General features: G+C 62.4%; 23 protein-coding genes. 15 read left to right on the top strand and 8 right to left on the bottom strand.

The features are described 5' to 3' along the window. Positions 1–118: 118 nt before the first annotated feature. The 8 genes from dgoD to NKI54_RS18690 all read left to right on the top strand — a co-directional run bounded on the left by dgoD (position 119) and on the right by NKI54_RS18690 (position 8,057). Complete coding sequence (gene dgoD, locus NKI54_RS18725) at positions 119–1,291, top strand: galactonate dehydratase (RefSeq protein WP_352692141.1); 1,173 nt, start codon at positions 119–121, stop codon at positions 1,289–1,291. Positions 1,292–1,296: 5 nt separating this feature from the next. Next, positions 1,297–2,073 (top strand): SDR family oxidoreductase, encoded by a 777-nt coding sequence (locus NKI54_RS18720; RefSeq protein WP_352692140.1) that lies wholly within the window; start codon positions 1,297–1,299, stop codon positions 2,071–2,073. Between the two features lie 32 nt (positions 2,074–2,105). Next, positions 2,106–3,089 carry a substrate-binding domain-containing protein gene (locus NKI54_RS18715; protein WP_352571183.1) on the top strand — a complete coding sequence of 328 codons (984 nt, stop codon included), beginning with the start codon at positions 2,106–2,108 and terminating at the stop codon, positions 3,087–3,089. Between the two features lie 97 nt (positions 3,090–3,186). After that, entirely contained in the window at positions 3,187–4,707 is a 1,521-nt protein-coding gene (locus tag NKI54_RS18710; protein ID WP_023674246.1) for a sugar ABC transporter ATP-binding protein, read from the top strand. Between the two features lie 53 nt (positions 4,708–4,760). Further along, the gene (locus NKI54_RS18705) at positions 4,761–5,705 is read left to right on the top strand and encodes an ABC transporter permease (protein WP_352592539.1); all 945 of its coding nucleotides are present in this window, start codon (positions 4,761–4,763) and stop codon (positions 5,703–5,705) included. Positions 5,706–5,707: 2 nt separating this feature from the next. Then, complete coding sequence (locus tag NKI54_RS18700) at positions 5,708–6,508, top strand: FadR/GntR family transcriptional regulator (RefSeq protein ID WP_352576564.1); 801 nt, start codon at positions 5,708–5,710, stop codon at positions 6,506–6,508. Between the two features lie 5 nt (positions 6,509–6,513). Beyond that, the gene (locus NKI54_RS18695; protein WP_352692139.1) at positions 6,514–7,389 is read left to right on the top strand and encodes an aldose 1-epimerase; all 876 of its coding nucleotides are present in this window, start codon (positions 6,514–6,516) and stop codon (positions 7,387–7,389) included. Between the two features lie 203 nt (positions 7,390–7,592). Next, positions 7,593–8,057 (top strand): cupin domain-containing protein, encoded by a 465-nt coding sequence (locus tag NKI54_RS18690; RefSeq protein ID WP_352692138.1) that lies wholly within the window; start codon positions 7,593–7,595, stop codon positions 8,055–8,057. 65 nt (positions 8,058–8,122) lie between these two features. On the opposite strand, the gene NKI54_RS18685 is transcribed toward NKI54_RS18690, so the two are convergent. The 6 genes from NKI54_RS18685 to NKI54_RS18660 form a co-directional block, all read right to left on the bottom strand. Next, on the bottom strand, positions 8,123–8,626 hold the full coding sequence (locus NKI54_RS18685) for a sarcosine oxidase subunit gamma family protein (RefSeq protein ID WP_352692137.1): 504 nt from the start codon (positions 8,624–8,626) through the stop codon (positions 8,123–8,125). Beyond that, a complete protein-coding gene (locus tag NKI54_RS18680) occupies positions 8,619–11,573 on the bottom strand; it encodes a sarcosine oxidase subunit alpha family protein (protein WP_352692136.1) in 2,955 nt (984 codons plus the stop codon). Before NKI54_RS18680 ends, NKI54_RS18685 begins: the two co-directional genes overlap by 8 nt. Then, complete coding sequence (locus tag NKI54_RS18675; protein ID WP_352692135.1) at positions 11,570–11,851, bottom strand: sarcosine oxidase subunit delta; 282 nt, start codon at positions 11,849–11,851, stop codon at positions 11,570–11,572. Before NKI54_RS18675 ends, NKI54_RS18680 begins: the two co-directional genes overlap by 4 nt. Positions 11,852–11,864: 13 nt before the next feature. After that, entirely contained in the window at positions 11,865–13,121 is a 1,257-nt protein-coding gene (locus NKI54_RS18670; protein ID WP_352692134.1) for a sarcosine oxidase subunit beta family protein, read from the bottom strand. Positions 13,122–13,131: 10 nt separating this feature from the next. Then, on the bottom strand, positions 13,132–14,280 hold the full coding sequence (locus NKI54_RS18665) for a M24 family metallopeptidase (RefSeq protein ID WP_352692133.1): 1,149 nt from the start codon (positions 14,278–14,280) through the stop codon (positions 13,132–13,134). A 75-nt stretch (positions 14,281–14,355) separates the two neighbouring features. Continuing rightward, the gene (locus NKI54_RS18660) at positions 14,356–15,546 is read right to left on the bottom strand and encodes a M24 family metallopeptidase (RefSeq protein WP_352692132.1); all 1,191 of its coding nucleotides are present in this window, start codon (positions 15,544–15,546) and stop codon (positions 14,356–14,358) included. Positions 15,547–15,783: 237 nt separating this feature from the next. Between NKI54_RS18660 and ehuB the strand changes: the two genes are divergently transcribed. From ehuB to NKI54_RS18635, 5 genes are read left to right on the top strand one after another with little or no spacing between them, the layout of a single operon-like run. Beyond that, positions 15,784–16,653, top strand: a complete 870-nt coding sequence (gene ehuB / locus NKI54_RS18655; RefSeq protein WP_023717021.1) for an ectoine/hydroxyectoine ABC transporter substrate-binding protein EhuB — start codon at positions 15,784–15,786, stop codon at positions 16,651–16,653. Positions 16,654–16,707: 54 nt separating this feature from the next. Beyond that, positions 16,708–17,436, top strand: a complete 729-nt coding sequence (ehuC, locus tag NKI54_RS18650) for an ectoine/hydroxyectoine ABC transporter permease subunit EhuC (protein WP_352455831.1) — start codon at positions 16,708–16,710, stop codon at positions 17,434–17,436. Then, entirely contained in the window at positions 17,433–18,092 is a 660-nt protein-coding gene (gene ehuD / locus NKI54_RS18645) for an ectoine/hydroxyectoine ABC transporter permease subunit EhuD (protein ID WP_023674259.1), read from the top strand. The genes ehuC and ehuD overlap by 4 nt, the downstream gene beginning before the upstream one ends. Further along, positions 18,089–18,868 carry an ectoine/hydroxyectoine ABC transporter ATP-binding protein EhuA gene (gene ehuA / locus NKI54_RS18640; protein WP_023717024.1) on the top strand — a complete coding sequence of 260 codons (780 nt, stop codon included), beginning with the start codon at positions 18,089–18,091 and terminating at the stop codon, positions 18,866–18,868. The genes ehuD and ehuA overlap by 4 nt, the downstream gene beginning before the upstream one ends. After that, positions 18,865–19,596 carry a GntR family transcriptional regulator gene (locus tag NKI54_RS18635; protein ID WP_023674261.1) on the top strand — a complete coding sequence of 244 codons (732 nt, stop codon included), beginning with the start codon at positions 18,865–18,867 and terminating at the stop codon, positions 19,594–19,596. The genes ehuA and NKI54_RS18635 overlap by 4 nt, the downstream gene beginning before the upstream one ends. Before the next feature lie 155 nt (positions 19,597–19,751). Here NKI54_RS18635 and NKI54_RS18630 read toward each other — a convergent pair whose 3' ends face one another. Next, complete coding sequence (locus tag NKI54_RS18630) at positions 19,752–20,168, bottom strand: VOC family protein (RefSeq protein WP_352692131.1); 417 nt, start codon at positions 20,166–20,168, stop codon at positions 19,752–19,754. A gap of 108 nt (positions 20,169–20,276) precedes the next feature. Continuing rightward, entirely contained in the window at positions 20,277–21,047 is a 771-nt protein-coding gene (locus NKI54_RS18625) for a helix-turn-helix domain-containing protein (RefSeq protein WP_352692196.1), read from the bottom strand. 290 nt (positions 21,048–21,337) lie between these two features. On the opposite strand from NKI54_RS18625, the gene NKI54_RS18620 reads away from it, so the two are divergent. Then, positions 21,338–21,700 (top strand): VOC family protein, encoded by a 363-nt coding sequence (locus tag NKI54_RS18620; protein ID WP_031211108.1) that lies wholly within the window; start codon positions 21,338–21,340, stop codon positions 21,698–21,700. After that, positions 21,697–22,062, top strand: a complete 366-nt coding sequence (locus tag NKI54_RS18615) for a DoxX family protein (protein ID WP_352576589.1) — start codon at positions 21,697–21,699, stop codon at positions 22,060–22,062. Before NKI54_RS18620 ends, NKI54_RS18615 begins: the two co-directional genes overlap by 4 nt. Positions 22,063–22,253: the final 191 nt, after the last annotated feature.

The following is a 22,253-nucleotide window of genomic DNA, read 5'->3' as shown; positions in this document are numbered from 1 at the left end:
AGGGGCCAGTTCCGCTGACGGCGCTGGTCCACATTGACGTTGCGCTTGACTTGTCAACATTTCCTATAATAAATCATACATATTGCCATGAAAAAAGACGGCAGGTCTGGGAGGACCAATGAAAATCACGGCCATCAAGGCGCGCGTCTGCAATGCGGAAATGCGCAACTGGGTCTTCGTTCGCGTCGAAACCGACGAGCCAGGCCTGTTTGGCTGGGGTGAGGCAACGCTGGAATGGAAGACCAGAGCCGTCGTTGGGGCGCTTCAGGACCTTGAGGCCCTGCTCATCGGGCAAGATCCGCGCAACGTGGAGCAGTGCTACCAGATACTTACGCGCCACGGATTTTGGCGTCTCGGCGTCGAGGGAATGTCCGCCGTCAGCGGCATCGAGATCGCGCTCTGGGACATCCTGGGCAAGTCATTGGGCGTCCCCGTCTGGCGCCTTTTGGGCGGTCAGGTCCGCGACTATCTGCGCACCTATACGCATCTCGGCCTCGGGGACATGAAAGCGGTCTATGAGACCGGATCCGCGGATGCCATCGTGGAACGCGGACGCATCGTGACGCAAGCAGGCTACGATGCGGTCAAGGTCGTCTGCATTCCCTACACCCACTACGTATCGCCCGCCAAGGCAGTCGACTCCGTTGCCAATATGGTTGGCTCACTTCGCGAGGCGGTAGGCCCGGATATCGACATCATGGTCGATTTCCACGGACGCCCTGCATCGGTTAACGCAGCGATGGATTACCTCAAGGCAATCGAGCCGGCCCGCATCATGTTCGCGGAAGAGCCCGTTCCACCCGAAGATATTGCCGGACTGGCGCATATTGCGGCGCGATCGGCCGTGCCGATCGCGTCCGGCGAACGGCTGATTGGGCGCCGCGAATTTACGCACTCGATCGCAGCCCGCGCCTTCAACATTGCCCAGCCTGATATTTGTCACACTGGCGGTCTGCTCGAGACAAAGAAGATCGCGGCCATGGCGGAAACCGCAGGTATCGGCCTTGCGCCGCACAACCCGCTTGGTCCGATCGCCGGTGTGGCTGCTCTTCATTTCGGCATATCGACGCCAAACGTCGTCATTCAGGAGGAGATGTCCGGTGCCGTCGCCTGGTACGACGACGTCGTCACCTGGCCAATTCAGCGTAAACCAGGCCGCTGGGACCTGCCCGAACTGCCGGGCCTTGGCGTCACCGTCAATGAGGACGTCATCGCGCGTCACCCCTTTAAGCAGGAAGTGCTGCATGCCCGCAATGCCGTCATGCCGGACGGCACCGTGGTTGACTGGTGAATGCAATGGCAGGCCGGCTGCAAGGAAAGATCGCAATCGTCACGGGCGCCGGCCAAGGCATAGGTGCCGCCACCGCCCGGGCTTTTGCGATGCATGGGGCAAAGACCGTCATTGCCGAACTGAATGCGGCAAGCGGCAAAGCGATCGCCGACGAACTGCGTGCCGGAGGCGCCGAGGTATTGTTCGTCGAGACGGACGTCACCGACGCATCCGCAGTCGCGGACATGATCGCGCGGACGATCACGGCCTATGGCGGCGTCGACATTCTGGTCAACAATGCCGGTGCCAACGTCTTCTACGAACCATTGATGATGCCGGATGAGGAATGGGAGCGCTGCCTCAAGCTCGACCTCCAGGCCGCGTGGTTCTGCGCCAAGGCGGTTTTGCCGACGATGCTGGCGAAGGGCTCGGGGTCCATCGTCAACATAGCGAGCTGTCACGCCTTCCAGATCATTCCCCATACGTTTCCGTATCCGGTCGCCAAGCATGCACTTTTGGGCCTGACCCGTTCGCTGGCGATCGAATATGCCGCACGCGGTATCCGGGTGAACGCGATCGCCCCCGGCTATATCGAGACGCCAATCGCGGAAGCCTACTGGAACACATTCCCGAACCCCGCCGAGGAGAAGCGGCGAGCCTACGACCTCCATCCGCCCAAGCGAATTGGCCGGCCGGACGAGGTTGCAATGACGGCGGTTTTCCTCGCTTCGGACGAAGCGCCGTTCATAAATGCCGAGACGATCACCATCGATGGTGGGCGCTCGGTTCTCTACCACGACTAGCAACCACCATAGAGCTCTCAGGGAGGATATTCATGAAAACCACAACAAAGGCTTTGGCGACATTTGCGGTATTGGCTGCCGGACTGATGAGTGGCACAGCAAGCGCAGACGACATCAAGATCGGCTACATCAACAAGATGGGAGACCACCCATGGTTCGTAGCCGAAGTCGGCGGCGCCAAGAAAGCGGCTGAGGCGGCAGGGGCCGCGTTCGTGTCGCAGGACGTTCAGTTCGACGCCAATTTGACGATCACGACCTTCGATACGATGGTCGGCGATGGCGTGAAAGGCATCGCCATCGTTGTCCCCGACAAGGCGCTGGGACCGGTCATCGCGGAGAAAGCAAAGGCCGCAAAAATTCCCTTGGTGGCGGTGGACGACGATATCTACTACCAGGATGGCACCCAGGTCCCCTATGTCGGCATGAATGCTTACAATATCGGTGCGCGGGTGGGCGAAGAGCTTGCCAAGCTCTACAAGGCTGAAGGCTGGGCGGGCAAAGAGGTGCGCATCGCCTCGATCGAGGACCGCAAGGCCGATACCTGCATGCAGCGCAACAAGGGCGCGGAAGAAGCGTTCCTGAAGGCGGTGCCCGATTTCAAGCCGGGCAGCATCGTTCGCGTCCCCTACGACAATACGATGGTCAACGCCATCGATGTGATGACCACCACATTGACGGCCAATCCCAGCGTCACGAACTGGATATTCTATTCATGCAACGATGACGGCGTGCTGGGTGGTGCGCGAGCACTGGAGAATGCCGGCTATTCCGCAGACCAGGGCATGGGGATCGGCATCGACGGGAGCCGCGCCTGCGATGCCTTCGGATCCGGAAAGCCCTCGGCGTTCCGTGGTACGATGTGGCTCAATTCGGAAAATCATGGCGCGCTGGCGGTGAAGATTCTCTTGGCCTCCATCAAGGACGGAACGAAGCTTCCCGTTCAGTCCTTCACGGACCCGGAATACATCACCGCCGACAATTTTGCGTCGGACTACAAAGCCAAGCTCTGCCACTGAACCAGATATGCGTCATGCGCCGCAGTGCGCATGACGCTCTTTGGGCCGGCAGTTCGTCGGCGGGCACACGGGATCGATCCTCGGGAGTGAGCTTTTGATGCAATCGGATTTCTTCTCGCTCGACAGGATATCGAAGCGCTTCGGCGTCGTGCAGGCGCTCGACAATGTCTCGATTGCCTTTCGGCCAGGAGAGGTGCTTGCCCTGGTTGGCGAGAATGGCGCCGGCAAGTCGACAATGATGCGAATTCTCGAGGGCGTGTTCGCACCGGACACCGGCACCGTGCTGCATGGCTCCGCGCCGATCGTTTTCAGCGAACCGCGCGACAGCCACAGAGCCGGAATACGCGTCATCCATCAGGAGCCGGAGATCGTTCCGAACCTGACCGTGGCCGAGAACATTTTCGTCGGCGAACTGCCGCGGCTGGCAGGCGTCCTGCTCGACTGGCACAGGCTCGAGGACCAGACTGATAAGGTGCTTGCGACCTTCGGCATGCAGCAGGATATGCTGCCGCGTCAACTCTGCAGCACACTCGGTCCGGCACAGCGCCAGATGATCGAAATCATGCGCGCCATACGTGCCGGCGGCCGGCTGATCGCATTCGATGAGCCGACCTCGTCACTGACCGACGACGAAGCGCGCCGTCTGTTTTCAGTAATTCGCCGGCTGCGCGGCGAGGGCACTTCGATCGTCTACATCTCTCACAGGCTGAACGAGGTCATCGACCTTGCGGATCGCATTGTCGTCTTGCGGGACGGCCGGCTGGTCGATGATTCCCCCGCTGCCGGTGCCAGCGAGCAGACCATAGCCAAGCTCATGGTGGGCCGCGACATAGCCGATCTGTTTACGCGCGAGACGTGGCAATCGGGGCAACCGTTGCTGGAGGTGACGGGCCTGACCACCGACCACGTCACCGATGTGAGCCTCAAGGTCCGCCGTGGCGAGGTGCTCGGCATTGCCGGCCTTATGGGTGCGGGTCGATCCGAACTGGCAAAGGCGATTGTCGGCTATGATAGACGCGTCGACGGAACCATAACGATGAATGGTGTGCCCGTTGGCCCTAACAGCCCGCATGCAGCGATCGTGGCGGGCATCGGCTTTGCCCCGGAAGACCGTAAGCACGAGGCGCTGCTGTTGTTCCGAAGCATTCTTGATAACGCCTCGCTTTGCGTGCCCGACAGAACGTCGACCTTCGGCTTCTTCAACCGGCGCAAGGCACTGGAGATCGTCTCACCGCTTGCAGCAAAGATGTCGATCAAGGCGCCCAACCTCGACGAACAGGTTTCGAAACTGTCGGGTGGCAACCAACAGAAGGTCGTTCTCGCGCGCTGGCTTGCGCGGCAGCCGATGCTTCTCATCCTCGACGAGCCGACCCGCGGCATCGACATCGGCGCCAAGGCGGAAATCTATCGCCTGATCGACGAACTCGCCGCCAGCGGCATCGGCATAATCCTGATTTCCTCGGAAATGCCGGAACTGATCGGGCTGGCCGACAGGGTGCTTGTTATGGCTGGAGGCCGGATCACGGCCGAACTTTCCCGCCCTGACATCGACGAGGCCACGATCCTGAGACATGCCATGCCTCAATCTGCAGCATCGCTTGGAGGACAAATTCAGTGAACAGCCTTGAGCTCAGGACAGCAACAACGCAAACCGGCAAAAGGCGCGCTTCCTTGCGCATCGCAGAGCGCATCGGCATTCACAACATAAGCCTTCTTGTTGCTCTCGCCATTCTCGTGCTCATTTTCGGCACCCTGAGAGGCGACGTGTTCTTCTCCAGCCGAAACCTGCTGAACATCGGTCTAGGCATTACCATCCTGGGCGTTCTGGCGATGAGCCAGACCGTGGTTATTGTCGCCGGAGGGCTCGATATTGCCGTCGGCGCAATTGTCGGTCTGACCACAGTATCGACGGCAATGGCCATCCAGGCCACCGGATCACCCGCCGCGGGTATTCTTGCCGGCCTGGTCCTGGGCGGTCTTGCCGGCCTCGTGAACGGCATCATCATCACCTATGGGCGGGTCAACGCTGTCATCGCGACTCTCGGTACGATGGCGATCTTCCGCGGCATCGCGTTCATCATGTCCGATGGACAATCGATCGCGATTTTCAGCGACACTTTCCGCTTCATCGGGATCGGACGAATCCTCGGCCTGCCTTTGCTGATCTGGATTCTCTTGCTGACCGCGATCGTGTTCCATCTCTTCCTTGCCCGCTCGATCGTTGGCCGCAACATCTATGCCTTGGGCGGCAATCCCGTTGTCGCACGCTTCTCCGGCATCAACATCAACCGATACCGCGTCGGCATCTACATCATGAGTGGAGTGGCGGCCGGATTGGCCGGGATTCTGTTGGCTGCCCGTACCGGCTCCGGGCAGCCCGTATCCGGATCCCAAGGCCTGGAACTCGAGGCCATCACAGCGGCCGTTCTTGGTGGCTGCGCCTTGCAGGGCGGCAAGGGCACGATCGTCGGCGCACTGCTGGGCGTCGCCATCATTGGCGTCCTCAACAACGGAATGATACTGACGTCCGTGCCAACCTTCTATCAGTTGCTTGCCAAGGGCTCGCTGCTGATACTTGCTGTGGTAATTGCCGAGTACCACTTGAACAGGACATGACGATGGACGCGGCGATCGCTTCGACTGGCCAAGGCAAGCAGGACATTCCTGCCGCAGATGGCACCACGTCATCGCTCAAGGATCGCATCGCACGCGATCTCGGACAGCGCATCCTCGCCGGCTCCTACGCCCAGCACTCCGTCCTGCCGACGGAAGCCGAGCTTTGCGTCATCTACGGGGCGAGCCGCACCGCGCTTCGCGATGCTCTTCTGACGCTTTCGGCGAAAGGATTGATCGAGGCGCGCAAGCGGGCCGGGACGCGTGTGCGCGTGTCGAGCGAATGGAACAGGCTGGATGCACAGGTTCTGGAATGGATGCGCGATATCGAGCCCGATCTCGATTTCGTCCGCGGATTGATCGAGGCGCGGCTGGTCATTGAACCCGCTGCCGCCCAACTTGCGGCCAAGATGGCGACGTCAGGCGATCTCGCAGTCATCGAAGCGGCCTATGAAGCCATGCGCATTGCTCCGCAGGACGATCTCGCTGCGTGTCTCGATGCCGACGTCAGGTTTCATACCGCCATCCTTCGTGCCAGCCGCAACCCGGTGTTCGCCAATCTCGGCAATATGCTTGCGGCCGCCCTCAGCTTCTCCTTCCGCTTGACCACATCGGCCACCGCTAATTACCAGCAGACGCTGAGCGCGCATGGCGACGTGCTGGAGGCAATCAGGATGCGGAGGGAGGACGATGCACACGATCAGATGAAGGCGCTCATCGGGATCGCGTCGAACGACCTTCTTGCAGTGGCTCGCAAAGGCCGCCATCAACAGCCGATCGCCGCTGCCAAGGCCGATACCGTCTGAAGCGGATGGTCGGGACGATCAAGATCAGAAGCGGAGACCTGTCTGCTGAAATCGTCCCGTCGCTTGGGGCAGGCCTTGCGAGGTTCGATTATGGGCGCGTGCCGCTCTTCAGGCCATGGCCAACCGGCGGGAGCAGCAACCCGTTCGACCTTGCCTGCAACCTGCTTTTGCCCTGGTCAAATCGCATCTCCGGCGACGGCTTCATATTCGAGTCCAAATTCCGCGAACTGCCTGCCAACGTCGCAGGCGAACCATTTCCAGTTCACGGCAATGGATTTTCGAGCGCGTGGAACGTCGACAGTCTGACGCAGGACAAAGCGAAGCTATCGCTCATCAGCAACGGACCCGGCCCATATCGATATCGCGCCGAGGTGAGCTACGCGCTGGCCGGGCAGGGGCTCGAGCTGAAGCTTCGCATCGTCAATCAGGCGCCGGTCAGGCTCCCGTTCGGGCTTGGCATCCATCCATGGTTCCCGAGAACGGCACGAACCGCGCTTCATGCGCCGGCCTCGCAAGTTTGTCTCGAACTGCCCAACCACCTCCCTGAACGGTTTGTGGATGTCAAAACCCGTCCCGACTGGGATTTCGGCGCCCCAGTCGTATTGCCGAGTGGATGGATAAACAATCTGTTTGCCGGTTGGAACGGCGTCGCCACCATATCGTGGCCGGAGCACAGTTGCAGCCTGCGGATTGAAGCTTCATCACCCTTGAATTTCTACCTGGTCTATTCGCCATCGGACGAGAGCGACTTCTTCTGTTTTGAACCGGTCAGTCATGCTGTCGATGCTCACAATCGTGGTTCGATCGACAAATGGAATGGACTGTCGGTGCTTGGGCCTGGCGAGAGCCTGGCAGCCCGTTGCAGCTTTGCCGTCAGTTAGGCGGACCTCTGCGGCGCCCTCGAATTGGCGGATGTCGGCCAGCATGTCCGGTGAGAACGAAGCCGGCTTTTCGTCCAAACGGAGCTTGGGAAGAGGGAACTCCGGCGACAGGCAACCCGTGAGCCAGGTCGACGTTTGCCGGATGTCGCTGCGCAGCTCGTCTGCTTGACGGCCCACCAAATGTGCCTGGCAGGATTGGATCAATGACGGATGTTGAACCAAAAGAATTCGTGCTCGCAGGCATCGTCATGAAGCGACTGGTCTCCGGCGAACAGACGGGAGGCTTGTTGAGTCTCTTCGAAAACAGAAGCGACGGGCACACGAAAACGCCAATCCATGTTCATGCGAATGACGACGAGACGGTCTACGTCATCGAAGGGCAGTTGACCGCGGTTGTGGCCGGCGAGGTCCGAACGCTCTCGCCCGGCGAGAGCATGTTTTTGAAGCGCGGGATCCCGCACCAGCTCATGAATCCCGGCAACCAGCCCGTTCGCTACATCCTGATAGACACGCCAAGTGTGTTCGAGCAGTTTCTCGCCGAAGGTGGCCATGAACGCAGCAAGGGAGAGGTGGTCGGGCCGCCGACGCCTGCCGATATCGAGCGGCTCAAAGTAGCCGCGCCGAAGTTTGGGATTACGCTTCTGCAGGACTGGCCGGCAAGAGAGTAGATGGCTTCGTGATGGCGGCTTGGATCGCCGCTAAAGCCGGCCCTTGCCCGAGGAACCGGTATTGGCTAGCCGCCGGCAATCCAATCCGAGAGGCTGCGGGCAAAACTTCGCGGCACGATGAGTTCGCACGCGGTCTCGCCGGTGCGCAGGAAGAGCGCGGGCACGTGATGGAAGGATGTTTGCACGGCGCGGCCCGGAGCGGCGGTCGGCGCGTGCCAGTCGACTGCAATGCAGCCGGACAGAAGCCTTGCGATACCAGGGCCGGCCATTTTCAAACGAACACGACCTTCCCCGAGGGGCACGGAACAGCCGAGATCGGGGTCGACGACAAGGGCTGGCGCTTCTGTGCCTTCGTCGAGAGCCAGCCAAAGGCGGCGAGGTGCAACGCGGATGGTTAAAAGGCCCTTGTGGCGAACCGTCTCTCCGACCGAAGCGGGAAGTTTCGTGTTGAGCGACGCCGAGACGCTCTTTTCGAATTGTCTCAGTGTCGCGTCCCAGCCCTCGATCTGAATAAGCGGACAATCCGCCACGGACAGGCTGAAATCCCGAGAAGAGGTCAAGCTAGCCATGCAGCCGTTCTCCCTGCGGATCGATGAATACCGGCGAGACAACGCGGGCGCGAACCGTTTCGGCCTTCATCGGATAGACCGCCACGACCTCGCTTCCTTCTGCCGCGACATCACCGGCAAGCAGGGCCAACCCGACATAATGGCCGCGTTCGGGGCTGAAAGTGACGGAGGTGACACGACCGCGCCCATGGCCATGGGGTTTCTCATCCGGCAGGAACAGGATGGCGCCGCCGCGCAGGCGTTTTCCCTCTTCGATGCATTCCAGCCCGACCAGACGCTGCCGGTTGGGCGCCCGGAGGGCAGGGCGCCGTCGCTGGACGTCGCCGACGAAGCCGCTGCGCTTGCCGGCCATGCGGCCGAGGCCGAGATCGTCGAGCGTCGTGCGCCCATCGATCTCCGGTCCGGCGACATGGCCCTTTTCGACCCGCAGCGCGCCAAGCGCCTCGACACCGTAAGGCTTCAGGTCGAAGGGTCTGCCGGCTTCGAGCAAGCGGCTCCAGAGCTGTTCACCGGCGGTGGCGCCGACATAGACTTCGTACGCGCGCTCGCCGGAATAACTGAGACGCAGGATGCGGAGCGCACGGCCCTCCCATTCGCTTTCGAGTAGTCCCATATGCGAAAGCGCCTCCTCGGAAACGTCGAGAGCGGGAAACGCTGCATTCAGAATCGCGCGGCTGTTAGGCCCGGCAACCGACATCGCCGCCCACTCGTCGCTGACCGAGGTAACGGCCACGCGCAAATCCGGCCAGGCCGTGTCGAGCAGGAATTCGAGACGCGACAGCACATCGGCGGCCTTGGCGGTCGAAGTGGTCATGAAGAACCGGTTTTCCGCTAGCCGCGTCGTGGTGCCGTCGTCGAAGACGATGCCGTCGTCGCGCAGCATGACGCCGTAGCGGGCGCGGCCTATCGCCAGTTTGGCAAAGCCGTTGGCATAGACGCGGTCGAGGAAGATTGCCGCATCCGGGCCCTGGACATCGATCTTGCCGAGCGTGGAGATGTCCATCAGCCCCGCGGCCTGACGCACGGTACGCATTTCGGCAACATAGGCCTCGTTCACGTTACGCCCCGACTGCCGGTAGAAATAGGGCCGCATCCAGAGCCCGACCTCGAGCATCTCGGCGCCGTTCGCCATGTGCCCGTCGTGCATCGGCGTGCGGCGGATCGGCTTGAAATGATGGCCGACGGCGCGTCCGGCAAGCGCGCCGATCGCCACCGGCGTATAGGGCGGGCGGAAGGTCGTGGTGCCGGTCTCGGGAATCGTTGCGTTGCGCAGCGCTGCCATGGCGGCAAGTGCGGGAAAATTGCTGGTCTTGCCCTGATCGGTGCCCATGCCGAGCGTGGTGTAGCGCTTCAGGTGCTCGACCGATTCATAGCCCTCACGATGGGCGAGCTCGATATCCCCGGTCGTCACGTCCATCTGGAAATCGACGAAGGCTTTTCCACGTCCGACCGAAGGGGCTTGGCGAAGTAGCGTCGTAGCGGTCTCGCCGAGATCGAGTTTGGACGGAGCGGGCACCGGCGCCGACTTGCCGCAGGAGGCTGCCGCTTCGATGCCGGCGCGATGGCCGTCCTCGGCGGCGGCGGCGGTCGCATAGGCTCCTATCATTGCGCCGGCGCCGAACTGGCTGGCTGAAAAGGCGCCCGGCACGAAGCCGTCAATGTCGTCGCGATACACAGGTCTGACACCGAGGTGTGAGGTGAGATGCACGGTTGGCGACCAGCCGCCGGAGATGCAGACCAGGTCACAGGCGGCCGAGGATTGTCCCTCCGGTCCATTGAGCGTTACGCGCCTGACGGCATGGCCGCCGTGCAGGTCGACGATGCGCGTTGCGGCCCGCACCACCACGCCGAGCCGTGCGGCTTGCGCGGCAAGTGCTGCGGGCGGGACGGCGCGCAGATCTGCAACCGTCACCTCCGCGCCGGCTGCGGCATAGTCAAAGGCGGTGCGCCAGGCACCGTCATTGGTGGTGGCGACGACGATTTTCTTGCCAGGCAGGACGGCGAAGCGATTGAGATAGGTCCGGGCGGCCGAGGCAAGCATGACGCCGGGCCGGTCGTTGTTCAAGAACACCATCGGCCGCTCGATGGCGCCGGTGGCGAAAACAATCGAGCGGGCGCGCAGCATAGTGACCGTTTGCCGGGCCTCGCCATTCGGCTGCGGATTGGTTGGATCGCGCTGTTCGACCAGTCCAAGGACATTGCCGTCATAGCTGCCGAAAGCGGTCGTCCGCTTCATCAGCGCGACGGTTTCGAGGTCCTCCAACTCGGCCTCGGCCTGCCTCAGCCATGCGGCCGCTGCGCTGTCGGACGGTTCCGCCAAAAGCTGGCCGCCAAGCAGAAAATCCTGCTCGATCAGCCCGACCCGCGCGCCGGCCGCGGCCGCTGCCCGCGCCGCCGACAATCCCGCCGGGCCGCCGCCGACAATGGCGACATCGGCGAAGGCATGACGAACCTCATAGCGGTCGGGATCCGGGCCGGTGCCGGCTCTACCCAGGCCGGCGGCCTTGCGGATAAAGTGCTCGTAAAACATCCAGGCGCGGCGCGTCGGGCCCATGAAGGTCTTGTAGTAGAAGCCGGCGGACAGAAACGGCGCCCACAGCCCATTGACGCTTTGCACGTCGAAGGCAAGCGATGGCCAGCGGTTCTGACTCTCCACGACCATGCCGTCGGCGAGTTCCAGCGTCGTCGCCGGCAGGTTCGGCTCGCGCCTGCCGGCGCTCCCGAGCGTAACCAGCGCATTCGGCTCTTCGGGCCCGGCGGAAAAAATGCCGCGCGGGCGATGATATTTGAAGCTGCGCCCGACCAGGGTGACGCCATTGGCGAGCAGCGCCGAGGCGAGGGTGTCGCCGCGATACCCAATCAGCTTGCGGCCATCGAAGGTGAAATTGACCGGCACCTCGCGACTGATACGGCCACCCACTGGCAGGCGTTTGCGGTTCGAACTCATGCCGGTTGTTTCCTGACAGTCGATTTCCTGGCGAAGTCGACGGATGCGATCGCGTGGTTGCGGGTGTCGCGTTCGACCACCAGCCATTGCCGGCAACCGGTCACGTGCTGCCAGAATTCGCGATGCTGGCCGGCCGGGTTTTTCCTGACGTAGACATAACGGTACCAGGCCTCCGGATCGGGGTCGTCATGGGCCGGACGCGTGACCGAGGCATCGCCGCCATAGCGGAACTCGTCATGGTTGCGCGGGCCGCAGCAGGGGCATTCGATGCGCAGCACTTTGTCCCGCCTCCTATTGCAGCCAGGCGGAGGGGCCGACGCCGGCCTCATCGAGCGTGTGGCCGGTGCGGAAACGATCGAGCCCGTAGGCCGCGATCAAGGGATGCGGCTTGCCGGTGGCGATCGTGTGGGCGAAGCACCAGCCGGAAGCCGGCGTCGCCTTGAAGCCCCCATAGCACCAGCCGCCGTTGAGATAGAGGCCGTCGATCGGCGTCGGGCAGATGATCGGGCTGGCATCGGGAGTCATGTCCATGACGCCGCCCCAGTGGCGCAGCAGGCGGACGCGCGAAATGCACGGCATCAATGCAATCGCCGCCTCCGCCACCTCGCGAACGACGCCGAGATTGCCGCGCTGGGCGTATGAATTGTAGCTGTCGAGATTGCCGCCGAAGACCAACCCGCCCTTGTCGGACTGGCTGACGTAGAAATGGTCGGCGCCGTAAGCGACGACGTGATCTACCAGCGGCTTCAGCGGCTCGGTGACGAAAGCTTGCAGCACATGGCTTTCGATCGGCAGTTCAAGCCCGGCCTTGGCGCCGAGCACGGACGTGTGGCCAGCGACCGCGAGGCCGACCTTGCCGGCGCCGATCCGGCCTTTCGTCGTTTCGACGCCGACGATCCTGTCGCCGTCGCGGACGAAGCCTGTCACTTCGCAGTTCTGGATGATGTCGACGCCATGGCCGTCGGCGGCGCGCGCATAGCCCCAGGCGACGGCGTCGTGGCGCGCCGTGCCCGCCCGGCCCTGGAAGATGGCGCCATGGATCGGGAAGCGGGCGGTGTCGGAAAAGTCGAGATAAGGCACCAGCCGGCGCACGTCTTCCCGGTCGAGGATATCGGCATCGATGCCGTTCAGCCGCATGACATTGGCGCGGTGGCTGAAGCCGTCGAGCTGATCGGCCGAATGCGCCGTGACGAGCTGGCCGCGCTGCGAGAACATGACGTTGAAGTTCAGCGCCCGCGACATGCCCTCCCAGAGCTTCATCGAGAATTCGTAGAACTGGGTGTTGCCGTCGAGCAGGTAGTTGGAGCGGATGACGGTGGTGTTGCGGCCGACATTGCCGCCGCCGACATAGCCCTTTTCGAGTACGGCGACGTTACGGATGCCGTGGTTCTCGGCGAGGTAGAAGGCGGTGGCGAGGCCGTGTCCGCCGCCGCCGATGACGATCACATCATAAGACGCTTTTGGCTCCGCCGCACGCCAGGCGCGCTGCCAATTCTTCTGGCCGGCGAGCGCGTTGCGGAAAATCGAGAGTGCCGAGTAGCGCGCCATGCGTGCGGGCCTATCGAACGATCGTGCCGGCCGGCGTGCGGGTGAGCACTTCGGCGCCCGCGTCGGTCAAAAGCACCGTGTTGGAGACGAAGTCATTGCCACGACCCGTTCCCATCAGCCATGACAGGATGTGGAAGCTCATCCCCGTTTCGATCTCGAGGTCGGAATCGTGTCGCAAGCCGGTCACCGAATTGCCGCCGGTCCATGACGGCGGCTGGCCGGCGCCGACAAGGTAACCGCAGTGATGGCGGCGATAGTGGGAAAGACCGGCCGCGTCGGCGACGGCCTGCCAGGCGGCGTAGACATCGCGCGCCTTGGCGCCCGGCCGCAGCGCCTCGACGACGGCGTTGAAGGCCTTGGCGGTCACCTCCGCCATTTTGGCGTCTTCATCGCTGATGCGGCCGATGCGAACGAGCCGGCCGAGCGGGGCGTGGTAGCGCGAGATGCAGCCGGACAGTTCGACAAAGACCGGCTCGCCCTTGCGGTAGATCCCGTCGCCCCAGGTCGTGTGCTCTTCACCCAAGCGCGCGGCCGGGCGGATGAACGGTCCAAAGCCCGGCGCATGACCGCCGGCGCGGATCATTGCCGCAACACATTGGGCGGCGACCTCCTGTTCGGAAGCGCCATCCGAGATCACGGCGATCGCGGCACCGGCGGCGGCGTCCGTCACCTTTGCGGCGCGCCGCATCAGCACCTGTTCCTCGGCGCTCTTCACCCGTCGCATCTTGTCGATCAGACCGGACACGTCGCTCCACTTGGCATCGGCTTGCATCTGGAGTGCCACGGCAAGCCCATGGCTAAGGCCAGCCGTCCAGTATTCGAGGCCGATCCGCTTGCCCGACAGGCCGAGCTCCGCAAGCACCCGCGCGGCAAGATCGGCCGCCGTTTCGCTGTCGGAGTGGCCACGGAATTCCGCGGCCTTCACCTGCTTCTCGATCGTTACCTTTTCCATCGCGCGGGTGACCAGGACGGGTCTTTCCTGGAGCGGAACGATCAACAGGTGAGGGGCAAAATACCCCCAGTGATCGAGCCCGGTGAGATAGAAGACGTTCTCCGGCGAGGCGAAGACCGCCGCGTCGAGCTCGCGCTCGGCCAGTGCAGTACGGATCTTGGCAAGGCGGCCGGCGATTTCGGCTTCGGAAAACGGATTGCGGTCCATCGGGCGTCCTCGTGCTTGTTGCCGGCTTGGTGGCGGGCATGGTTCTTTTCGGCAGCCGCTTTCCCGGCCGCCATGTCAGTCGATGACGATGAGTTCGCGCGCCACATCGCAGAGGCGTTCGCCGCCGCGTTCCGTGACGACGAACGATTCCGAGATGGCGATGCCGAAATCATCGAGCCAGACGCCGGCCATGAAATGGAAGCACATCCCAGGCTGCATCTCGGTAGTATCGCCGGGACGAAGGCTTGCGGTGCGTTCACCCCAATCGGGCGGGTATGCGAGCCCGACCGGATAGCCGACGCGGCTTTCCTTCTTCAGCCCGTTCTTCCTCAACACTGCCTGCCAGGCGGCTTCCACCTCCTCGGCGGTGTAGCCGGGGCGCGCCTTCTCGAGGCCAGCGTCGACGCCCTCGACGATCACCTTGGCCATGTCGAGGATGGCTTGCGGCGGCTTGCCGAAATGTACCGTCCGGGTCAGCGCCGCATGATAGCGGCGGCGCACGCCGGCGATCTCCAGAATGGCGAGGCCGCTGTCCGGCAGCGGCGCGTCGGACCACGTCAGATGCGGCGTGCTGGTGCCCTCGCCAACGGGCATCAGCGGACAGATCGCGGCATAGTCGCCGCCCGCTCCGGGCACCCCCATGATCTGCGCGTGATAGATTTCGGCAATGACATGGTTCTGAGGCACACCGGGCCGCATTTTCTCGATGGCGCGGTTCATGGCATGCGTGCAGATCGCACCCGCCTCGCGGATCAGCACCAGCTCGGCCTCGGATTTGACCAGCCGCGCCCAGTTGACGAGATCGTGGTTGTTGGCGAAGTGCGCGTCGGGCAGCCCTTGGATCAGATGGGCGTGGCAGCGCGCCGTATAATAATGCGCGTCCATCTCGACGCCGATGCGGGCTTTTCCCCAACCACGCGACCGGATCAGTTGGGCGAGTTCGTCATAAGGGTGTTCGACGGGCTGTTGCACCAACCCTTCCGAGAACGGCACGATGTTTTTCTCGGGCAGGCCGGTGGTCAGGCGTGCGCTCTTGGCATCCTGTGCCCTGCCGAACCAGATCGGCCGGTCTTCCTCCAGATGGACGAGCACGCACTGCGGAACGTAGAACGACCATCCATCATAGCCGGTCAGCCAGCACATGTTGGCGGGATCCTGACAAACGATGAGATCGAAGCCGGCTTTTTGCATGCGTGTCTTCACGCCGGCGAGGCGCTGCCCATACTCCGCTTGCGTGAATGTCCCGAAGCCGTTCGCGGTCGCCACCGAAATCCTGCCTTCCAGGTACGCCGTTTGCCTTTTGTAAATGGCAACTAGGCCAAATTGTGCACAACTCGACGTCAATTTGCTGGCTAACTGCGAATTATCGCCGAATTTTCATGGTTTCTATATCTCTGCTTGCGAAATGTCTAGGGCAGTTGTATACGTCTGATCTAGCAGGCGTCGACCTCGAAGAAGGCCGCGCCCTGGGAACCATCCACAGTTGTCCAATGGGAGAAAAGCATGCTCAAATCATCGATATCGCGCCGTATGGTCGTGAAGGCGGCTGCCTGCATCGCGCTCGCCGCGACGTCATTGACGTCGTTGTCCGCTCACGCGGAAACCACCCTCGAACGGGCTAAGAAGGACGGCTACATCCGCGTCGGTTTCGCCAACGAGGCGCCGTTCGGTTACGCCACGCCAGACGGCAAGCTGACCGGCGAGGCCCCTGAAGTCGCCAAGGCGGTGCTCGCCAAGATGGGCATACCGCAGGTCGACGGTGTTTTGACCGAATTCGGCTCGCTCATTCCGGGTCTCAAGGCCGGCCGCTTCGACATCATCGCCGCCGGCATGTTCATCACTCCGAAGCGCTGCGCCGAGATCAACTACTCCGAGCCGTCCTACGGCATCGGCGAGGCTATGCTGGTGGCAAAAGGCAATCCGAAAGGCATCAAGGATTTTTCCAGCATCAAGGACAATCCGGATCTCAAGCTTGCCGTGATGGCCGGCGCCGTCGAAGGCGGCTTCGCCAAGGAAGCGGGCGTTGCCGGTGGGCAGATCGTCTCCTTGCCCGACCAGTCAAGCCTGGTCGCCGCCGTCCAGTCGGGCCGCGCCGATGCAGCCGCGCTGACCGCTCTTTCGATCGCCGACATGGCCAAGAAAGCCGACGGCGTCGAATCGACCAAGCCCTTCGGCGAGGTCGCCGGCAAATCGGTAAAAGGTCATGGCGGCTTCGGCTTCCGCAAGGAAGACACCGACCTGCAGGAGGCTTTCAACGCCGAGCTGAAGAAGTTCCTCGGTTCGCCGGAGCATATCGCGCTGGTCGAGCCACTCGGCTTCGGCAAGGATTATCTGCCCAACAAGACCACCGCAGAGCTCTGCGCTGGCAAATAGGTTCCCAACTGCTGGCGGCGCGAAAGCGCCGCCCTTTTTCCTTGGGGGAATCGCATGGGTATCCGTACGCTCGTTGCCATGCTGGTCATCGCGCTTGTCGTGATCGGTGCCTTGGCAACACAGGAATCATATCAAGTGTTTATGCCGGGGCTGCTGCAAGGCGCGGTCCTGACGGTCGAGATCGCCGTCCTCGGCAGCCTGCTCGCAATTATCATGGGCGTGCTTGCAGCACTTGCAAGGATGTATGGCCCGACGCCGCTCAGATGGCTGGCCACGGTTTACGTCGAGATCTTCCGCGGAACGTCGGCACTGGTGCAATTGTTCTGGCTGTTTTTCGTGCTCCCGCAATTCGGCGTCACGATCAACGCATTCGTTGTGGCGGTGCTCGCGCTCGGCCTGAATGTCGGCGCCTACGGATCGGAGTGCGTGCGCGGCGCGATCCTGTCCGTCGCCCGCGGGCAGTGGGAAGCGTGTACGGCATTGAACATGAGCCGCCCGCAGATGTTGCGCCGGATCATTCTGCCGCAGGCCTTTGTCGCGATGATCCCGCCCTGGGGCAATCTGTTCATCGAGCTTCTGAAATCGACGGCGCTGGTCTCGCTGATCACGCTTTCGGATCTCGCCTTCAAGGCGCAGCAAATGAACCAGAACACGTTCAAGACCATTCCGATCTTCACCCTCGTCCTTCTGATGTACCTGGCAATGTCGCTGGTTGTGACCATCGGCATGCGGCTTCTCGAAAGGCGGGCGTCGCTCGGACTGGCGCGGGGGAAGGCGGCATGATCTGGGATTGGGGATTTGCCCTGGAAATCCTGCCGGTGCTTGCCCGCGCCGCCGTCATTTCCATCGAAGCGACGCTGATCGGCTTTGCGCTTGCCGCCTCGCTCGGCCTGGTGCTGGCCGTTGTCCGCATCGCCGTGCCATGGACCAGCTGGACGATTTCGGTGCTGGTCGAGCTGATCCGCTCGACCCCGCTGCTCATCCAGATATTCTTTCTCTATTTCGTCTTTCCGAAATTCGGTGTCGTGCTCGACGCTTTCACCGCCGGGGTGCTGGCCATCGGCATCCACTACGCCGCCTATTGCTCCGAGGTCTATCGCGCCGGTTTCGACAACATCCATCGCGGCCAGTGGGAAGCTTCGATCGCGCTCAATCTCTCGTCCTGGACGACGTTCCGCGACATCATCATTCCGCAGGCGATCCCGCCGATCGTTCCGGCGCTCGGCAATTATCTGGTGGCCTTGTTCAAGGAGACGCCGTTGCTTTCCGCAATCGCCGTGATGGAACTGATGCAGACCGCCAAGATCATCGGCTCCGAAACGTTCCGCTACACCGAGCCGATCACGCTGGTCGGCCTGTTTTTCCTTGCCATGAGCCTGGTTTCGGCGGCGCTCATCCGCTCCCTCGAAGGGCTGCTCAACCGGAGGACCACGCGATGACGGAACAACCGATGGTCCGCTTCGACAATGTATCGAAACGCTACGGCACGTTAACCGTTCTCGATGGGCTCAATCTCGAAATAGCGCGCGGCGAAAAAGTCTCGGTCATCGGTCCGTCGGGTTCGGGCAAGACGACTGTGCTGCGCATGCTGATGACGCTGGAGACAATCAATGACGGCGTCATCTGGGTCGAAGGCGAGCCGCTGACCCATATGGAGAGGAACGGCAAGCTTGTTCCCGCCGATCTCGCCCACATCCGCAAGATCCGCGCCAAGATCGGCATGGTGTTCCAGTCGTTCAACCTGTTTCCGCATATGACGGCGATGCAGAACTGCATCGAGGCGCCGATAACGGTGCTCGGCATGAAGCGGGCGGACGCCGAGGCAAGGGCGGCCGAGCTCCTGGAGCTGGTCGGTCTGGCCCAGAAGAAGGACCACTATCCGTCACAGCTTTCCGGCGGCCAGCAGCAGCGCGTCGCCATCGCCAGGGCGCTGGCAATGCGGCCCAAGATCATGCTGTTCGACGAGGTGACCTCGGCGCTCGACCCGGAGCTTGTCGGCGAAGTGCTGCAGGTGATAAGGCAGATCGGGCGCGAGCATGATCTCACCATGCTGATGGTCACCCACCAGATGGGCTTCGCCAAGGAGTTTTCCGACCGCGTTTGTTTCTTCTATCAAGGCAAGATCTGCGAGCAGGGACCGCCAAGCGAACTGTTTGGTGCTCCCAAGAACGAGCGGACACGGCAATTCCTGCACGCTGTCCTGGAGGCTGGGTGACGATCGAGACAGAGGCCAAGCCGCCCACGACGGTGACCGCCGCGCCGCCGCGTCCGCTCTCCGCGCGGGAGCGGTTCGAGCGCATCTACCGGATATTGCGCGACCGCATCTGCCTGCTCGATTATGCGCCGGGAAGCCACCTGTCCGAGGAAGAACTTGCCCAAGAATTCGAGATCAGCCGCACGCCGGTCCGGCGCGTCCTGGCGCGCCTTGAATCCGAGGGTCTGGTTCAATCCGTCCACGGCGTCGGCACGATCGTCACCGACGTCGACATCGAGGAATTGCAGCAGGTCTATCATCTGCGCCTGGAACTGGCGCTCCTCGTCGGCAAGCTTTCGCCGATTCCGCGCACGGCGGACGATCTTGACCGGATACGGGCGCTCATCGCGCGCTGCGATTCCGATATACTCAATCCCGACCAGCGCGCTTTCCTGCGCCTCAACATGGATTTTTTCTACGAGCTCACGGCGATGACCGGCAACCAGCCACTGCGCGAGATCAGCGAGCGCCTGTATTTTCAGGTCGCGCGCGTCGTCCTGAAGCTGATGCCGCAATTGGGCCTCGTCGAGGAATTCACCGCATTCCGCCGCGAAATGGAAGAGGTCCTTGCCGCGGCCGAAATCGGCGACTGGGAGTCCATCGGGCACATAAGGCGGGCGCATATCTCAATGAGCTTCCGCCGCATGATGCGCCATGCAGGCGAGGCGAATCTGGATAGAGCAACATAGTCAGCGCTTAAGATTGTGCCCGGTGGCCTGCCGTCGAACTGGCCTCGTTGCCAAGGAAAGCATGGCCGCCAACCCGATGCCGACAGAATTTGCCGGCACCGGCGATGACTAACGCGGTTCGAGACTGCAGGCCCGCGCCGCCCTTAAAAAGGATCCTAACTCGGTATGTTGGCAGCGTTCCAGACCTCCCATAGATGTTCGTTCGGGTCGCGGAAGTATCCCGCATATCCGCCAAAGAACGTGTCCCGGGCAGGCTTGATGATCTCGGCGCCGGCGCGGGCGGCCTCATCCATCACCTGATCTACTTCTTCGCGGCGCACAACGTTGTGGCCGATCGTGAACGAGGTCGAGGTAATCGGCGCCTTGGGCAGGCCGGTGTCGTAGGCGAGGTCATCCTGAGCCCAGATCGCGAGCTTCAACCCGCCGGACAGCGTGAAGAACGCGACGGCGCCATGCTCGAACTCGCGGCCGATGATCCCTTCCGTCGGCAAGCCGAGACCCTCGCGATAGAACGCGAGAGAACTCTCGAGGTCGGCGACAGCGATGGTCAAAACCGAAATGCGCGGTTTCATGGCCGTCTCCTCTGGTTGTGGGAAACACCAGGATAAAGTCGGGCGAAAGTGAAGACTTGAACAAAACGGCCAAAAGGGTGCCGCCAAGTCGAAGAACGCGCCGAGGTTTCACTCGCTGTGCAGCAGATGATGAATCTGTCGCGGGGTGCTTCCCGTCAGGCGGCGGCTCTCGCGGACAAGATGCGCCCGGTCGGAATAGCCCGCCTCGGCCGCCAGCATGGCGGTGGAGCTGCTGGAGCGGCTCGAAAGCCGCAGAAAGCGCTGATAGCGGAGGATACGGTCAAGCGTCTTGGGGCCATAGCCGAAGCTCGTGTCGAAGCGCCGGCGCAACGTCCTTTCGCTCATCTCGAGCGCGCGCATCAACCAAGGGATGAGAGGCGCGTCGGGTGGCGGCCCGCGCTCAATCAAGCGATATGCCGCCTGCATGGGAACGTCTGTCGCGTGGGAGGCCGCCTCCTCGGCGACGACCTGTTGGAGCGAGCAGGCCAGATCCTCGAGATTGTCACCAGCGCGCACGCGGCTGGCGAGGCGCCGGGCTCGCGCTCCCCATAAATCGTCGAGCGACAGCCTCTGGCCGACAAGCTCGATTTGCGGCACGCCGAGCCATGCCGCCGCCGTGGCAGGATGAAAGCGCACGCCGCTCACGAGCTCGTCTGCCGCCAGAACCGCGGTCTGCGGCTCCTTGTCAGGGCCAGCAATTCGGAAGCTGCCTCCGATCCATTGCAAATCGATCGTTGCGTCGGGCATGATGACGATCGGCGGTGAGCCCGCCGGGTCCATTCGATGCACCCACACCGAAGCAAAGCTCCCGCGAAGCCGCGCCGACGCTGGACGTTGCTGAAATGAACCCGTTGCCTGCGCTGGGACGGGATCGCTCATCTCGCTCCTCTTCGGACTACCGGCGGTGAACCTACGACGCAGTGGCTGCGCCCGCCGTCGCTCGAGACAAGAATCTGCACGACCGACAACGTCTGCCAATCGAGAACGGTTGCAAGAATCGGTTGTTTTCTTCCGGCCGGAAGGAAGAGGGCAGGTGAGGGGTGATGCTACGTGCATCGCCATCGGCAGCGCCGTGTGCGGCTCATACGTCGATGGCCGTTTCGTTCAATCCGGCAAGCGAGATGCGTGCTTATCTTTCGGCGTCGTACATCACACGAGAGGTATGCGTCATGAGCAACAACAACGATCAACGGATCGACTACGTCGAATTCAACGTGAAAGACATTCAGCGGTCACGCGACTTCTACGGAAAGGCCTTCGGCTGGACCTTCACCGACTACGGCCCGCAATATTGCGAGTTCAACGACGGGCGCTTGTCAGGTGGCTTTGCCGCTGGCCCAGCGAGGTCCGGAGGAGGCCCGCTCGTCATCCTCTATGCAGATGATTTGCCGGGAACGGTCAAGCGGGTCGAGCAGGCGGGAGGCAAGATCGTCAGGCCGATCTATGGATTCCCGGGCGGCAGGCGCTTCCATTTCGCGGACCCGGATGGTTACGAGCTTGCGGTTTACACCGAGGACGGCAGCAAGGAATGATCGCGTTCTTCCACCACCTCGGATTGGTTTTGCTCGGCGGCGTCTTTATCTGGGCGGGCGCCGAGCATTTCCTCAGGTTCCGGGCGGTTGCAGCGTCCCTGGCCGAGCGGGGCTTTCCTGCTCCCAGGCCTCTTCTCGCGGCCGGATCGGTGCTGGAGATTGCAGGCGGCTTTTGCCTAGCAACGGGCCTTGGTGGACCCTTTCCCGGCGCGGCCTTGGCCGTATTCACCATTGCGGCGTCTTTCATGGCGCTCAACTTCTGGCGCTACAGCGGTGATGAATGCGAAGCGCTTCGTACCGGCTTCACCATCAATGTTGCCGTCTTGGGCGGGTTGATTGTCGCCGCGACCACTAGCCTGTGATCATCGTTTCGAGGCGGCGGGCCACTGGACACCACGTCAGAGCCATTCCATGACGCTGCGCTGCTTGAGCAGTTCATTGATGGCTTCCGCAAGGCCGGTCTTCCGGCGTGACCTCCCAAACGGCCAGCATTGAACGCGGCGCTCTGTACAAAGCCTACTTCAAGATCGCGGCGACGATGAATCCCATCCCC

Origin of the sequence: Mesorhizobium sp. M0663 (genome assembly GCF_040320585.1) — a bacterium.
Lineage (GTDB): Bacteria > Pseudomonadota > Alphaproteobacteria > Rhizobiales > Rhizobiaceae > Mesorhizobium.
Note: the sequence above shows the minus strand (reverse complement) of the source record. Positions and strands in the feature narration are given on the sequence as shown.